This is a genomic window from Tsukamurella sp. DT100 (genome assembly GCF_049844855.1).
Lineage (GTDB): Bacteria > Actinomycetota > Actinomycetes > Mycobacteriales > Mycobacteriaceae > Tsukamurella.
In genome coordinates this window covers 430,023-444,435 of the sequence record NZ_JBNCLV010000001.1, presented here as the reverse complement: position 1 = coordinate 444,435, position 14,413 = coordinate 430,023, and the positions used below count along the sequence as shown (strand labels likewise).

At 71.6% G+C, this 14,413-nt stretch carries 14 protein-coding genes and 1 other RNA gene; 12 read left to right on the top strand and 3 right to left on the bottom strand.

Annotated elements, in window-relative coordinates:
* Positions 1-111 precede the first annotated feature (111 nt).
* The 12 genes from ACLQ3K_RS02120 (at position 112) to ACLQ3K_RS02065 (ending at position 11,029) form a co-directional block, all read left to right on the top strand.
* Positions 112-1,227 (top strand): Nif3-like dinuclear metal center hexameric protein, encoded by a 1,116-nt coding sequence (locus ACLQ3K_RS02120; RefSeq protein ID WP_425996620.1) that lies wholly within the window; start codon positions 112-114, stop codon positions 1,225-1,227.
* A 10-nt stretch (positions 1,228-1,237) separates the two neighbouring features.
* Positions 1,238-1,996, top strand: a complete 759-nt coding sequence (locus tag ACLQ3K_RS02115; protein ID WP_425996618.1) for a zinc ribbon domain-containing protein — start codon at positions 1,238-1,240, stop codon at positions 1,994-1,996.
* The gene (locus tag ACLQ3K_RS02110) at positions 1,993-2,640 is read left to right on the top strand and encodes a histidine phosphatase family protein (protein ID WP_425996616.1); all 648 of its coding nucleotides are present in this window, start codon (positions 1,993-1,995) and stop codon (positions 2,638-2,640) included. Before ACLQ3K_RS02115 ends, ACLQ3K_RS02110 begins: the two co-directional genes overlap by 4 nt.
* A gap of 26 nt (positions 2,641-2,666) precedes the next feature.
* Positions 2,667-3,079, top strand: an RNA gene (gene rnpB / locus ACLQ3K_RS02105) — RNase P RNA component class A.
* A gap of 38 nt (positions 3,080-3,117) precedes the next feature.
* Positions 3,118-3,855, top strand: coding sequence for a DUF2127 domain-containing protein (locus ACLQ3K_RS02100; protein WP_224647642.1), 738 nt, complete (start codon positions 3,118-3,120; stop codon positions 3,853-3,855).
* A gap of 9 nt (positions 3,856-3,864) precedes the next feature.
* Entirely contained in the window at positions 3,865-4,335 is a 471-nt protein-coding gene (locus ACLQ3K_RS02095; RefSeq protein WP_425996614.1) for a DUF6194 family protein, read from the top strand.
* Positions 4,336-5,156: 821 nt separating this feature from the next.
* Positions 5,157-6,131 carry a DUF726 domain-containing protein gene (locus ACLQ3K_RS02090; protein ID WP_425996612.1) on the top strand — a complete coding sequence of 325 codons (975 nt, stop codon included), beginning with the start codon at positions 5,157-5,159 and terminating at the stop codon, positions 6,129-6,131.
* 122 nt (positions 6,132-6,253) lie between these two features.
* Positions 6,254-7,240 (top strand): ATP-binding cassette domain-containing protein, encoded by a 987-nt coding sequence (locus ACLQ3K_RS02085; RefSeq protein WP_224647640.1) that lies wholly within the window; start codon positions 6,254-6,256, stop codon positions 7,238-7,240.
* Positions 7,237-8,076, top strand: a complete 840-nt coding sequence (locus ACLQ3K_RS02080; protein ID WP_224647639.1) for an ABC transporter permease — start codon at positions 7,237-7,239, stop codon at positions 8,074-8,076. The genes ACLQ3K_RS02085 and ACLQ3K_RS02080 overlap by 4 nt, the downstream gene beginning before the upstream one ends.
* A gap of 10 nt (positions 8,077-8,086) precedes the next feature.
* Positions 8,087-8,869, top strand: a complete 783-nt coding sequence (locus ACLQ3K_RS02075; RefSeq protein WP_224647638.1) for an acyl-[acyl-carrier-protein] thioesterase — start codon at positions 8,087-8,089, stop codon at positions 8,867-8,869.
* Positions 8,870-8,886: 17 nt separating this feature from the next.
* Positions 8,887-10,293, top strand: a complete 1,407-nt coding sequence (locus tag ACLQ3K_RS02070; protein ID WP_425997118.1) for an RNB domain-containing ribonuclease — start codon at positions 8,887-8,889, stop codon at positions 10,291-10,293.
* Positions 10,294-10,297: 4 nt separating this feature from the next.
* Complete coding sequence (locus ACLQ3K_RS02065) at positions 10,298-11,029, top strand: cutinase family protein (RefSeq protein ID WP_425996609.1); 732 nt, start codon at positions 10,298-10,300, stop codon at positions 11,027-11,029.
* 22 nt (positions 11,030-11,051) lie between these two features.
* Here the strand turns inward: ACLQ3K_RS02065 and ACLQ3K_RS02060 are convergent, their stop codons facing one another.
* The 3 genes from ACLQ3K_RS02060 to panB are packed head-to-tail and all read right to left on the bottom strand — an operon-like array spanning position 11,052 to position 14,406.
* The gene (locus tag ACLQ3K_RS02060) at positions 11,052-12,548 is read right to left on the bottom strand and encodes a CHAD domain-containing protein (protein ID WP_425996607.1); all 1,497 of its coding nucleotides are present in this window, start codon (positions 12,546-12,548) and stop codon (positions 11,052-11,054) included.
* 2 nt (positions 12,549-12,550) lie between these two features.
* Positions 12,551-13,543 (bottom strand): prolyl aminopeptidase, encoded by a 993-nt coding sequence (pip, locus tag ACLQ3K_RS02055; RefSeq protein ID WP_425996605.1) that lies wholly within the window; start codon positions 13,541-13,543, stop codon positions 12,551-12,553.
* Entirely contained in the window at positions 13,543-14,406 is an 864-nt protein-coding gene (gene panB, locus ACLQ3K_RS02050) for a 3-methyl-2-oxobutanoate hydroxymethyltransferase (RefSeq protein WP_425996603.1), read from the bottom strand. The genes pip and panB overlap by 1 nt, the downstream gene beginning before the upstream one ends.
* Positions 14,407-14,413: the final 7 nt, after the last annotated feature.

The window sequence follows — 14,413 nt, the reverse complement described above, 5'->3', positions numbered from 1 at the left end:
GCAGGGCGGCCGCGTCCGGCTATGAAATCGTGTCACTGGCGGTCACGATTTCATAGCGCCTGAGCGGGCGGCCTCGGCTCCAGACGATCCGACGGATCTACGCTGACTGCCATGAAGCTGGCAGAGGTCATCGAGATGCTCGATCAGGCGTATCCGCCCCGGCTCGCGGAGGGGTGGGACAGCGTCGGGCTGGTGTGCGGCGACCCGGAATCCGAGGTCGCGAGCGTCGTGGTCTGCGTGGACGTCACCGCCGACGTGGTCGACGCCGCGCTCGCCCGCGGTGCGCAGCTCGTCATCGCCCACCACCCGCTGCTGTTGCGGGGCGTGGACACCGTCGCGGCGAGCACGCCAAAGGGCGCGTTGATCCACCGCCTCATCCGCGGCGGCTGCGCGCTGTTCACCGCGCACACGAACGCCGACCGCGCGCGGGGTGGCGTCAACGACGCCCTCGCCGCCGCGCTCGGCCTCGAGGTGACCGGCCCCGTCGAACACCTCGACGCGCCGCCGGCGCTCGACCGGTGGGGCGTGATGGTCCCGCCCGCCCATGCCGACGAGGTGCTCTCCGCGATGTTCGAGGCCGGGGCCGGCGAGGTCGGGGAGTACTCCGAGTGCGCCTGGCGGGTCGACGGTGTCGGCCAGTTCCGGCCCGGCGCCTCGGCGAGCCCGGCGATCGGGGAGAACGGCGAGCTGACGACGGTCGCCGAGACGCGGGCCGAGCTGGTGGCGGCCCGCGGCCGTCGCGCCGACGTCCTCGCCGCGCTGCGCAGCGCCCACCCGTACGAGGAGCCCGCTCATGACGTCGTCGAGCTCGTCGGCGGCGAGCGGGAATGGGGCCTCGGCCGCGTCGGCGCACTGCCCGAGCCGATGACCCTGGCGGCGTTCACCGCCCACGTCGCGTCGGCGCTCGGCGCGCCGGCCCGGGCCGCGGGCGACCCCGCCGCCGTGATCCGCACCGTCGCCGTCTGCGGGGGAGCGGGGGATTCGCTGCTGGGCACCGTCGCGCGCCTCGGCGTGGACGCCTACGTGACCGGCGACCTGCGACACCACCCCGTCGACGAGCACCTGCGCGCCGGCGGTCCCGCTGTCGTGGACGCCGGGCACTGGGGCACCGAGTTCCCCTGGTGCGCCGCCGTCGCCGAGCTGCTGTGGCCCTACCTCGACGTCGCCGTGCACGACGCCCCGACGGATCCGTTCACGGTGCGGGCCGCGCCCGCACCGGATGCGTAGAGTGGCGCAGATGAACGCTGATCCGGCCGCCCAACGCATCCTGCTGGACCTCGCCGAGGTCGACGCGGAGATCTCCCGCCTGGCCCACCGCGCCACCCACCTGCCCGAGGACGCCGAGATCGCCGAGCTCGAGAAGCGCGCGACCACCGAGCGCGACGAATCGGTGCGCGTCTCGATCCTGGTCGAGGACCTGGACCGCGACATCAGCAAGCTCGAGAAGGAGGTCGAGCAGACCCGCCTCCGTGAGCAGAAGGACCGCGAGCTGCTGGCCGCCGGCGCCGTCCCGGCGAAGCAGCTCACGGAGATCGAGCACGAGCTGCGCGGACTCGAGCGGCGCCAGTCGGTGCTGGAGGACGAGGAGCTCGAGCTCATGGAGAAGCGTGAGGCGGTCGAGCTCGATCAGCAGCGCGCCGAGGCCGTGGTGACCGCGACGAGCGACGAGATCGCCGCGGTGCAGCGTCGCCGCGAGGAGACCGTCAAGGACATCGACGTCGCGCGCAACCGCACGACCGCCACCCGTGAGGAGACCGTCGGGAAGCTGCCGGAGGACCTGTACGCCGAATACGAGCGGTGCCGCAAGAACTCCGGTGCCGGCGCGGGGCTCCTGCAGGCCCGACGGTGCGGCGCCTGCCGCCTGGAGCTCGACCGGGGCTTCCTCGACGGTGTGAACCGCAAGCCCGCCGATCTCGTGGTGCACTGCGACGAGTGCGGCGCGATCCTGGTGCGGACCAACGAGTCCGGGCTGCCCCAGCCCAAGCCCGAGGAGTGACGGGAGCGCAGCGCGGGGGCTGGACCGCCTCCGCGCACGAGCCCACCCGCGTGATCCTGTTGCGGCACGGGCAGACTCCGGCATCGGTGCGGCGGCTGTACTCGGGCCGCGGCAATCCGTCGCTCACCGACCTCGGGCGCGAGCAGGCCGCCGAGGCCGCGGAACTGCTGCGGCTCACGCCGATCGACGCCGTCCTCTCGTCGCCGCTCGACCGCGCGCGGCAGACCGCCGACGCCGTGGCCGTCGGCCGGGGGCTCACCGTCGAGATCGAGGACGCGCTGATCGAGACGGACTTCGGTGCGTGGGAGGGCCTCTCGTTCGGCGAGGCCCGGGACCGCGACCCGGAGCTGCACGCCCGATGGCTCGGCGACACCGCGGTGGCGGCGCCCGGCGGCGAGAGCTTCGACGAGGTGCACAGCCGCGTCGCGGCGCTGCTGGAGCGTGTCACCGCCGAGCACGCCGGCCGCACCGTGCTGATGGTCTCGCACGTCACGCCGATCAAGACGGCGCTGCGCATCGCCCTCGACGTCGGCCCGCAGCTGCTCTACCGGCTGCACCTCGACCTGGCCTCGATCTCGATCGCCGACTTCTACCCCGACGGCGGCGCCTCCGTGCGGCAGGTCAACCGGACCGCGGGGCTCTGAGGCTCGGGTACTCTGTACCGCGCGGACGAGCTGACCGGGCGGCCGCGGCGTCGGGAACGGCTGGGTGACCAGTACGCCCGCGTCGAGGAAAGTCCGGACTCCACAGGGCAGGGTGGTTGCTAACGGCAACCCGGGGTGACCCGCGGGACAGTGCCACAGAGAACAGACCGCCCGGGCTCCGGCCCGGGTAAGGGTGAAACGGTGCGGTAAGAGCGCACCAGCGCGGCGGGTGACCGTCGCGGCTCGGTAAACCCCACCCGGAGCAAGGTCGAAGGCGCCACCTCACGGTGGCGCTGCGCGCGTGATCGAGGGCTGCTCGCCCGAGCGCGCGGGTGGACCGCTCGAGGCACCCGGCGACGGTGTGTCCAGATGGATGGTCGCCACCCCGGCGCAGCGATGCGGCGGGGGACAGGATCCGGCTTACACGTCAGCTCGTCCGCCCCGACGTCCCGCCGCTGCCGGGCTTAACCTGGTCCGATGGACCTCTCCGTGCTGTCCTGCGGTCTCCGCGGTCACGTCACCTACGACCCCGACGAGGCGGATCTCCGCGCCCGGGTCCGGACGGACACCCCCGAGGGCGAGGCGTGGCGCTGCCTGCGCTGCGACGACTTCGTCGTCGGCCCGCCGCACGGTTCCGGACCGGCCGCGCACGCACCGTCGGTTCCCCGGGGCCGGGCGCTGCGCGACGAGCTGATCATGCGCTTCCTCGCGGTCGAGCGGTTGCTGCGCGGGATCGTCTTCGCGGCCGCCGGCGTCGTCGTGTGGCAGTTCCGCGGCACCCACGAGCACCTGCGCGAAGTGTTCCAGTCCAAGCTGCCGGTGCTGAGTCAGCTCGGCTTCAACGTGGGCGACTCGAGGATCGTGCAGACCGTGGACACGGCGCTGGGCCTGTCGAGTACGACGCTCGCCTGGATCGCCGCCGGCCTCGTCGCCTACGCCGTGATCGAGGTCGTCGAGGCGGTGGGGCTCTGGCTCGGCAAGCGCTGGGGCGAGTACTTCGCGGTGATCGCGACCTCCGCGTTCCTCCCGCTGGAGATCTACGAGATCACGGAGAAGGTGACCGCACTGCGCGCCGGCGCGCTGCTGATCAACGTCGCCGCCGTCGCGTGGCTCGTGTGGAGCAAGCGGCTGTTCGGGGTCAACGGCGGCGCGGCGGCGTACCGCGCCGAGCGGGAGTCCGACAGTGTCCTGACGGTCCGTCGCGCCGGCGAGTAGCGTGCAGAGGTGACCGATTCGAGCGCCCGCGACGCCGTCATCGCCCTCCTGCAGAGCCTCCCCGAATCCACCGTCGACACCATCGCGCCCGGCGCGATCGCCGCCGACGGGAAGACCCCCGTGCCCGAGATCGCCTGGGGCGACACCTTCGTCTACTCCACGCCGAACGGCGAGCCCGGCGTCATGCCGTACCTCACGATCATCACCAAGAACTACCCCGACGACGAGCAGTCCGGCCTGGACCGGCCCGGCGCCTTCCGGCTCAACGCCAACGTCGGGCGCGAGGCCTTCACCGAGCTGATCGGCTATCCGCCCGCGGAACACGCCGACCGCGCGGGCGAGTGGGACTACGCCGCCGACGGCGTCGTGATCCCGCACCCGCTGTACGCCAAGCTGGGCTGGGTGTCCGTGGTGAACCCCGGCACCGGGCCCGACGTGGTCGATCTCCTGGAGCGCGCCCGCGCCCACGTGCAAAAGTAGAAAGTCAAGCGGACAGGTGTCACCTATACGACCGGACCACCACCTGTAAGTACCGCCACCAGGGCACTGGAAGTCGACGGGCGACACCCCGGGGATTCTTGTCGGTCCGGGCTTCTAGCCTCCTCGGTAGTTCGTACGATATTGCTCGTTCAATCCCGAAGAAGGTGGGGACCGGTTGAAGACGCTCAAGTACACAGCGCTGCCTGACGGTGCAGTCCGGTGTGAGGTGCGATCGCTCCAGGGGAGGCTCCTGCGTCTCACCGGGAGCGTGGACGACGTGGAGCCCGAGCGCGCGGGCGACGAGGTGATGGTCGCCAACGTTGCGCTGGAGCACAACGCATGGGCGTACGCGAAGCTCTGTTACGCGGAGGAACTCACCGACGACACGAAGGAGATCGATGCGCTCCGCAAGCGGGCCCAAGGGCACGAGAAGGTCGTCGAGGACATCGCGGCCCTGATCGATGATTTGGGAGTGGAGTCGCGGGATGGCTGGTGCTCGGCGTGCTTCGAATTCGCTGGCCACCGAAAGGTCGAGCGCCCGGGCATGACGACACCCGCATACCTGTGCGCGTCGTGCGGCTCGCCCACGGCGAACTGTGTCGCGCCGAAGTGCGGCAACATGGCCGTGCGCCCGCGGGGTTCCGTGCGTGCGCCGCGGTTCTGTGCCGAGCACAAGCACGAGATCCCGAGCTTTGCGCGGGCGACCGACACGGTCGACGCGCTCGAGGCCTGGGAGAAGCTCTTCGTCTTTGAGAAGCCCAACCTCGCCAAGGGCGCGACGATCGCGGCCGCCGGGGTCGTCGCGGCGGGGTTCGCGACCGGTGCCGGAGTCGTGGCCGCGCCGCGCGATCGGCGGGGCCGTCGGAAGCACCTTCCTCGGGCTGAGCGGCGCCGCGGCCTCGAGCGCCGGCCTGGCGACCCTGGGTGGGGGCGCGGTCGCCGCGGGCGGCCTCGGGATGGTGGGCGGCACGTACGTCATCGCCGCGGTCGGTGGGGCACTCGGGTCGGCCGTGGGCATGCGGTTCACCAACGCCTATGTAGGGCAGGACAGGTCGTTCAAGATCGAGCTGTTTCGGCGCGGTGTGGGCACCCCGGTCATCCTCGCCCGCGGCTTTACCACGCAGAATTCGTCCGATTGGAGGGCGATGGTGGAACAGGTCGAGAAGCGCTACCCGGGTCAGCCGATCTACAAGCTGCACTGGGGCAGCAAGGAGCTCGCGTCGCTCGGATTCGTCCTCGCGAAGGGAGTCGGGGTCAAGCAGGGAGTTGGTGCAGCGGCGGTCGCCGCCGCGAGGGCAGGAAAGATGGCCGCCAAGAGGCTGGGGCCACTTGCGCCGATCCTCGTCGCCGTGGACTTGGCGAAGAACCCGTGGCACGTTGCGAAAGTCCGCGCCGATCGGACGGGCGTCGCGCTGGCGGGCATCATGGCGCGCACCGAGAGCGACGGCTTCGTCCTGGTTGGTCACAGCCTGGGCGCTCGAGCGATGATCGTCGCCGCGCAGACGTTGGCGGGAAAGGCGGGCGGCCCGCGGATCCGGGCCATGCACACCATGGGGGCCGCGATCGGACGCAAGCAGGATTGGCGAACGCTGAGTGAGGCCGTTGCTGGCGAGGTGCACAACTACCACTCGACCAACGACAAGGTGCTCCAGTATCTGTACACGGTGGCGCAGGCAGGGAGCGTCGCCGTGGGTCGTTTCGGGTTTGACGCGCCGTATGCCACCCTCGTGGATCACGACGTCTCCGCCATCGTTGGTGGTCACTCCGAATACACGGAAAACGTCGATCTCGCGTAACCCCGTTCCGCCCTGGACGGCGCAGGCGAGCCACAGGACCTGTGCTCAGTACCCGGAGTGCGCCCGCGCCCACGTGCAAAAGCAATAGAAACTTGTCGGCGGTCCCCACTACCGTGTGATCCATGACACAGGGTGAGAGCGGTGACTGGGCGATCGAAGCCATCGGCCTGGTGAAACGGTTCGGTGACTTCACGGCGGTGGACGGGGTCAGTTTCCAAGTCCCACGCGGTTCGGTGCTCGGCCTGCTCGGGCCCAACGGCGCCGGCAAGACGACCACGGTCCGCATGATGACCACCCTGTCGCCGCCCACCGAGGGCACGGCCCGCATCGCGGGGTACGACGTGCGGGAACACCCCATCGAGGTACGGCGCAACATGGGCCTCACCGGGCAGGCCGCCACGGTGGACGAGATCCTGACGGGGCGCGAGAACCTGGCGATGATCGGCGGCCTCTACGGCATCCCGCGGGCCGCGCTCAAGCGGCGCAGCGCGGAGCTGCTCGAACAGTTCTCGCTGACCGCGGCGGCGGACAAGCAGGTCAAGGCCTATTCGGGCGGCATGCGCCGCCGGCTCGACCTGGCCGTCAGCCTGCTCACCGCGCCGCCGGTGCTCTTCCTCGACGAGCCGACCACCGGCCTCGACCCGCGCGCCCGCTCCGAGCTGTGGGACGTGCTGCGCACGCTGGTGGCGAACGGCACCACGCTGCTGCTCACCACGCAGTACCTCGAGGAGGCCGATCAGCTGGCCGACGAGATCATCGTCATCGACAAGGGCCGGATCATCGCGCAGGGCACTCCGCTGCAGCTCAAGGAGCGCGCGGGCGCCGCCAGCCTGGTGCTGACGGTGTCCGACGCGGCCGACCTGCCTCGCGCCCGCGACATCCTGGCGCAGCTCGGCAGCGAGGTCTTCGTCGACGAGGGCGCGCGCCAGGTGAGCAGCCCGGCCAACGGGCTGGACGACCTCAACCGGGCCGGCGCGTTGCTGGGGGAGAGCGGGATCAAGGTCGACGACCTCGGCCTCTCCCGCCCCAGCCTCGACGACGTCTTCCTCTCCCTCACCGGGCACCGCACCGAAGCCGACGACAGCGCCGCCGAGGAGGCCTCCGCATGACCGCCACCACCGAGGCCGCCGGAGTGGGCGGCGTCGAGACGCATCAGACCAGCCTGTGGCAGCAGTCCTGGATCATGGTTCGCCGCAGCATGATCCACACCAAGCGCATGCCGGAGATGCTCTCCGACGTGACGATCCAGCCGATCATGTTCACGGTGCTGTTCGCGTTCGTCTTCGGCTCCGCGATCCCCACCGAAGGCGTCTCCTACCGCGAGTACCTGCTGCCCGGCATCCTGGGGCAGACGATGGTCTTCACCTGCTTCGTCGTGGCGGGCGGCCTGACGACCGACCTGGACAAGGGCGTCATCGACCGATTCCGGTCGCTGCCGATCAGCCGCGCCTCCGTGTTGATCGGGCGCAGCATCGCGAGCCTGCTGCACTCGTCGATCGGCATCGTCGTCATGTGCCTGACGGGCCTCGCCATCGGGTGGCGGATCCGCACGAACCCGGTGGACGCGGTCCTCGGCTTTCTCGTGCTCCTGGTCTTCGGCTTCGCCATGATCTGGTTCGGCATCCTCGTCGGCTGCATGATGCAGTCGATCGAGGCCGTGAACGGCTTCATGTTCGCGACGATGTTCCCGATCACCTTCCTCTCGAACGCCTTCGTCCCCACGGCGGGGATGGCGCCGTGGCTGCGGGCGATCGCGGAGTGGAACCCGGTTTCGTCGCTGGTCCAGTCCATGCGGGAGCTGTGGGGCAATGACCTGCCGCTGCGCGACGGCGCGCCGTGGTCCCTGCAGCACCCCGTGCTCGCGACCGTGATCTGGTCGATCGCACTCACCGCCGTATTCGCGCCGCTGGCCGTGCGCGCCTTCAACAAGCGCACCGTCGACTAGGCTCGGGCGGGTGATCGGAGACCCCCTGCCCCCGCGCATCACCGAGCCCGAGCGACGCCGCGAGCTGCTGGACAGCGGCGCCATCTACACGGCGCAGCGATCCGTGCGCGGCGACGCCGTCAGCCCCGACCGCCGCCTCAAGTTCGACGGGGTGGCCCGCTACCTGCAGGACACGGGGCAGGACCACCTGCGCCACGTCGACTACGAGGACATCCACCCGTACTGGGTGGTGCGGCGCACTGTGATCGAGATTCTCGAGGGCGGCGAGCAGCCCGACATCCTCACGGTCGAGCGCTGGGGCTCCAAGATGGGTTCGCGGTGGTGCAACGTGCGCATCGGCATCGACGGGCAGAAGGGCACCCGGATCGAGACCGAGGCCTTCTGGATCAACTTCAACATCGACACCCTCACCCCGTCGGCGCTGAGCGAGACCTTCCTCAGCACCTTCGGTGCGGCCGCCGAGCCGGGCGTGCTGCGCTGGAAGCAGTGGCTCGATCCCACGCCGCACCCCGACGCGGTCGAGGTGCCCTTCCTGCTGCGCGCCGCCGACCTCGACATCATCCAGCACGTCAACAACGCGGTGTACTGGACGGCGCTTGAGGAGGTGCTCGCCACCTACCCGGACCTGCGGGAACGCCTGCCGCTGCGCGGCGTCGTCGAGCACAACTCGGCGCTGCAGCTCGAGGACGAGCCGCGGCTGTTGGCGCACCGCGAGGGCGACGTCGTGCACGCCTGGCTCGTCGCGGGGGACCGCACCGCCGCGGCCATGAGCGTCGAGGCGCTGGCGGAGTAGGCGTGACCGGTATCCCGATGCGCGGCCCCGTTCCGTCCAGCGCGGTCGATTTCGGGGCCGTCCGCACCGAGTTCGAGCTCGTCGAGGACTTCCCGGCCGACGTGCTGGCCGAGGCGCAAGCGAGTGCCGACCGGTTCCCCGAGGGCCGCGAGGACCGCCGCGACATCGAGTTCGTCACCATCGACCCGCCCGGAGCGAAGGACCTCGACCAGGCGGTGCACATCGCCGCCGAGGGCGACGGCTACCTCGTGCGCTACGCGATCGCCGACGTCGGCGCGCTCGTCGCGCCGGGCGGCCCGCTCGAGGCGGAGACCCGCCGCCGAGGCCAGACGATGTACCTGCCCGACGGTTCCGTGCCGCTGCATCCCCGGCCGCTCTCCGAGGGCGCCGGCTCCCTGTTGCCCGGCGAGGATCGCGCGGCCGCCCTGTGGGAGATCCACCTCGACGCCGCGGGCGAGGTCACGTCGGCGACCGTGCGCCGCGCCCTGGTCCGCTCCCGCGCGCAGCTCGACTACGCGGGCGTGCAGGCCGACTTCGACGCCGGCCGCGTGCATCCCGCTATCGCGCTGCTGCCGGAGGTGGGGAAGCTCCGCGCCGCGTGGGGCCGCGCGCACGGCGCGATCGACCTGCGGCTTCCCGCGCAGGAGGCTGTGGAGGCTCCCGGCGGCTGGACCGTGCGGATCGAGCCGCGCACCGATTTCGACGCCCACAACGCGCAGATCTCCCTGCTCACCGGCGTCTGCGCCGCCGACATCATGCTCCGCGCGGGGGTGGGCCTGCTCCGCACCCTGCCGGCCGCCCCCGAGGACGCGGTCGCGGACCTGCGTCGCACCGCCGCGGCCCTCGGGCAGGACTGGTCGCGGGACGTCACCGTCGGCGACTTCCTCGCCGGCCTGGACGTCTCTACCCCGCAGGGCCTCGCCGTGATGACCGACGCCGCGCGACTGCTGCGCGGCTCGGGCTACGCCGCCTTCGGCACCGTCGCCGCGCCGGAGCCGCCCGCCGACCGCGGCCACGCCGGCGTCGGCGCGCCGTACGCCCACGTCACGGCGCCGCTGCGCCGCCTGGCCGACCGCTACGCCACCGAGGTGTGCCTCGCCGCGTGCGCGGGCACGCCGATCCCGGGCTGGGCCCGGGACGCGCTCGACGACGTCGCCGAGACGATGCGCCGCACCAATACCCTGGCGAACAAGGTGGACCGCGCGTGCATCGACGTCACCGAGGCCGTGATCCTCGCGGGCCGGGTGGGTGAGGAGTTCGCCGCCGTCACGATGCGCGCCGACCAGGTGCTCCTCGACGAGCCCGCGGTCATCGCGCCCTGCACGGGCGGCCCGCCCGAGGGCAGCCGAGTCACGGTGCGCCTCGAGACGGCCGACGTTGCGTCCCGAAAGGTGTCCTTCGCGTACGAGAAGGCGCTAGCGTGAGGCCATGAGCCGTCGCCCCGTCCTCATTCCCGCGCTGGCAGCCCTGCTCGCGCCCCTGATCCCGGCCCTCGCGGCACCCGCAACGGCCGCCCCGGAGTGCGCCGACTACACCTTCATCGGCGCCGCGGGCTCCGGCGAGGGGCGCTCCGCCGGCGGCCTCGGGGCCACCGTGAACTCCGCCGCGCAGGCCTTCGCCGGCCGGGCGCGCGCTGCGGGCAAGACGGTGGCGATCCGCCCGATCTACTACCCGGCCGCGGCCGTGCCCACCCGGGTGGACCAGTTCGGCGGCTTCCTCGCCAGCATGAACACCGGCGCCGCGAACACCCAGGGCGACGTCGACATCGTCCTCAAGGCGTGCCCGTCGACGAAGATCGTGCTCGCCGGGTACTCGCAGGGCGCGTCCGCGGTGCACCGAGCGCTGCAGCGGCTCGGCGACCGGAAGCAGATCACGGCGGCGGCGCTCATCGCCGACCCGGATCGGATCCCGAACGACACCACCCGCTACCTCGGCTCGGCGCCGCGCACACAGGGGATGGCGCAGGCCTCGGCGATGATCAGCGGTGCCAACCCCGCGCCGCTGGCCCCGCGCATCGGCGGTCGCACCCTGAGCATCTGCACCTCGGGCGACCCGGTGTGCCACTGGACCGGTGACCTCGCGAAGACGGTCCCGAACTCGCACGACTCCTACTCGGGAGCCGATATCGGCGGCCGGCTGGCCGGCATCGCCGGCCTCTGACGGCGGCCAGGCGAGCCCCCGGTCAGCGCAGCCCGCGCAGCATGCCGGGCAGGCTCGCGCGCGCCTGCGCGGCACGGAACTCCTCGACGGCGTCGAGGCGGCCGAGGCGGAAGGCGATGGCGGGATCGGTGGTCTCCGCCGCCAGGTCGGCCACCGCGTCCCGCGCGATCGCCGCGTCCTGGAACTCGCCGAGCCGGTTCTGCACCTTCGCGAGCGCCTTGACCTCGGCGCGCAGTTCGCCGCGCACCACGGGATCGACCACGGCGGAGGCGTAGCGCAGCCGCTTCGCGTGCTTGCGGATCGCGTGCACGTCGTGATCGGTGCACGCCGGGTCGGCGAGCAGCACCATCGACTGCCGGGCGAAGGAACGGATCCGCTTGTCCAGCAGCGGCGCCAGGCTCTTCACCGCCGGCCGGTCGGCCCGTTCCCGCAACGGCGGGTCGGCGAGGAAGGCGTCGATCGCGTCCAGCAGCACGAAGTACCGGTCCGAGTTCAGCGCGATGTCCACGCGCGTCCAGCCGCGTGCTTCCGCGGCGTGCTGCCGCTGCGCCAGGGCGGCGCCGGCGCCGCCGAGCTCGCCGTTCCCGTCGAACTCCGCGAACCGCTGCGCCAGCACTTCGGCGTCGCGCACGGCGCCCAGGATCGACGCGAGCAGCTTGAGCTCCGAACTCAGTGCGGCGCGGGCCGGCCCCTCGAAGAAACCGGAGAATTCGGTGAGCACGCTGCGCAGCTGCCGGGTGGCGACCCGCATCTGATGCACGGAGTCGTCGCCGCGGGACCGCACCCGCGGATCCTCGCGGAGCAGCTTGTCGCGGTACGCCGCGAGGGCTGCGGTCAACAGCTGCCCGGCCGTCGCGTGCGCGATCTTCTTCGGCAGGTCGACGGGACCTCGCGTCACCTCGGCGTCGATCGCGCGCGCGAGCTTCGAGGCCGCGTCCGGCTCGGCGCCGCCCGCCGCCCGTAGCGCCTTGTCCACCGCGATCGCCGTCCTGCGGCCCAGCGCGGTGTCCGGGACCTCGAACTCCCATTCGCGCCACTGCTTCTCGGGACCGTCGGGCAGGAGCGACACCGAATGCACGTGGTCGTCGACGAATTCGCCGAGGAGCTCTCCGTCGACCGCGTGGCAGTAGGTGGTGTGCCGCTCGTTCTCGACGATGGCGATGGGGGCGAGGGCGCGCCCGCGCACGACGGCGCGGACGCGCTCCACCAGCTCCTCGGGCACCTCGGAGGCGGCGCCCCCCGGCACGCCGTCCTCGTCGCCCAGCGGCACCGTCACCTCGCGGCGATCGGCACCGTCGGGCAGCTTGAGGTGCCACCCGTCGTCCTTGCCGCCGGTGCGGCGGCGCAGCGTGATCCGGTTCGCGGCGAGGTCCAGGGCGTCGGTGTCGTAGTACACCGCCACCAGGTGGAAGACGTCGTCGGTCGAGACGTGGTCGACGCCGGGGACGGCGGCCAGCGAGGGCGCCGCCGTCTCGGGGCCGACCTCGTACTTCGTCTCGATCTCACGCTGCTCGGACATGATCAGCCCTTCGCGAAGCGGTCGGTGGCCTCGATGAGCGCGGATCGGATCCCCGGCTCGAACGCGGAGTGACCGGCGTCGGGCACCATCACCAGGTCGGCCGTGGGCCAGGCGCGGTGCAGGTCCCAGGCGCTGCGCGCCGGGCACACCACGTCGTAGCGGCCCTGCACGATCACCCCGGGGATGTCGGCGAGGCGGCCGATGTCCCGCAGCAGCTGCCCCTCGTCGAGGAAGCCGCCGTTCACGAAGTAGTGGTTCTCGATCTGCGCGAACGGGATCGCGAACCGCGGGTCGTCCGCGTCGGCCGAGCTCTCCGGTGTGTTGATGAGGTGGCTCGTGCTGCGTTCCCACTTCGACCACGCCTTGGCGGCGGCCAGCGCCACCGCCTGATCGTCGCAGTGCAGGAGCCGGTGGTACGCCGCGATCTTGTCGGCCGACGGTGCGCGGTCCTCCTCGTCGAGCGGCGCCAGGTAGTCCTCCCAGTTGTCCGGGTAGACGTGGGAGGCGCCCTCGTTGTAGTACCAGTCCAATTCGCTGCGGCGCAGGAGGAAGATGCCACGCAGCACCAGCTCCGTCACCCGCTCGGGGTGGGTCTGGGCGTAGGCCAGGCCCAGGGTGGAGCCCCACGAGCCGCCGAACACCTGCCAGCGGTCGATGCCGAGGTGCCCCCGGATCCGCTCGATGTCGGCGATGAGGTGCGCGGTGGTGTTCACCGCGAGCCGGTCGGCGAGCGAATCGCCCTCGCCCGACGAGGGATCGGCGATGTGCGGCTTGGACTGCCCGCACCCGCGCTGGTCGAAGACGACGATGCGGTACGCCGCCGGGTCGAAGAAGCGCCGGCAGTCGGGGGAGGTGCCGCCGCCGGGGCCGCCGTGGATGAACACCACCGGCTTGCCCTCGGGGTTGCCGCTCTGCTCGACGTACAGGAGCTGTCCGTCGCCCACGTCCAGCAGTTCGGTGCTGTAGGCCTCGATCTCGGGATAGAACTCTCGCATCAGAATCCGTGCTCCGGTCCGGGGAACTCGCCCGAGGCGACCTCCGCCACGTACTCCTGGGCGCCGCGCAGCAGCTCGTCGCCGATGTTCGCGTACTTCTTGACGAACCGCGCGGTGCGGCCGCGGTTGAGGCCGGAGAAGTCCTGCCACACCAGGACCTGGCCGTCGCACTCCTTGCCGGCGCCGATCCCGATCGTCGGGATCGCGATCTCCGCCGTGACCTGCGCGGCCACGTCGGAGGGCACCATCTCCAGCACCACCGAGAAGGCGCCCGCCGCGTCCACGGCCTTCGCGTCCAGGCGGATCTTGTGGGCTGCGTCGTCGCCGCGGCCCTGAACCCGGTTGCCGCCCAGCGAGTTCACCGACTGTGGGGTGAAGCCGATGTGCGCCATCACCGGGATGCCGCGCCGCTGCAGGAACTCGATGGTGGGCGCCATGTGCTCGCCGCCCTCGAGCTTGACCGCCTCGGCGCCGGCCTTCATCAGTTTCGCGGCGCTGCGGTAGGCCTGCTCGGGGGACTCCTCGTAGCTGGCGAAGGGCATGTCCGCCACCACCAGCGCGTACTTCGTGCCGCGGCGCACCGCCGCGACCATCGCCGCCATCACGTCCAGCTCCATCGGCAGCGTGGAGTCGAACCCGTACACGGTGTTCGCTGCGCTGTCGCCGATCAGCAGGGCGGTGACGCCGGCCTCGTCGAAGATCGAGGCGGTCATGTAGTCGTAGCTGGTGAGCATCGCCCACTTCTCGCCGCGCTCCTTGAGCTCGGCCAGGTGGTGGATGCGCACCTTCTTGCGCGGGGGCTTCGCGGCGGTCTCGCCGCCCTCCCCAGTGGATCCGCCTCCGTACAACGGGGTCTCGCTCATCTCGTCA

Coding starts and splice junctions, on each gene's coding strand:
- ACLQ3K_RS02120 (WP_425996620.1), top strand. CDS start 112: ATGAAGCTGGCAGAGGTCATCGAGATGCTCGATCAGGCGTATCCGCCC.
- ACLQ3K_RS02115 (WP_425996618.1), top strand. CDS start 1,238: ATGAACGCTGATCCGGCCGCCCAACGCATCCTGCTGGACCTCGCCGAG.
- ACLQ3K_RS02100 (WP_224647642.1), top strand. CDS start 3,118: ATGGACCTCTCCGTGCTGTCCTGCGGTCTCCGCGGTCACGTCACCTAC.
- ACLQ3K_RS02085 (WP_224647640.1), top strand. CDS start 6,254: ATGACACAGGGTGAGAGCGGTGACTGGGCGATCGAAGCCATCGGCCTG.
- ACLQ3K_RS02080 (WP_224647639.1), top strand. CDS start 7,237: ATGACCGCCACCACCGAGGCCGCCGGAGTGGGCGGCGTCGAGACGCAT.
- ACLQ3K_RS02070 (WP_425997118.1), top strand. CDS start 8,887: ATGCGCGGCCCCGTTCCGTCCAGCGCGGTCGATTTCGGGGCCGTCCGC.
- ACLQ3K_RS02065 (WP_425996609.1), top strand. CDS start 10,298: ATGAGCCGTCGCCCCGTCCTCATTCCCGCGCTGGCAGCCCTGCTCGCG.
- ACLQ3K_RS02060 (WP_425996607.1), bottom strand. CDS start 12,548: ATGTCCGAGCAGCGTGAGATCGAGACGAAGTACGAGGTCGGCCCCGAG.
- pip (WP_425996605.1), bottom strand. CDS start 13,543: ATGCGAGAGTTCTATCCCGAGATCGAGGCCTACAGCACCGAACTGCTG.
- panB (WP_425996603.1), bottom strand. CDS start 14,406: ATGAGCGAGACCCCGTTGTACGGAGGCGGATCCACTGGGGAGGGCGGC.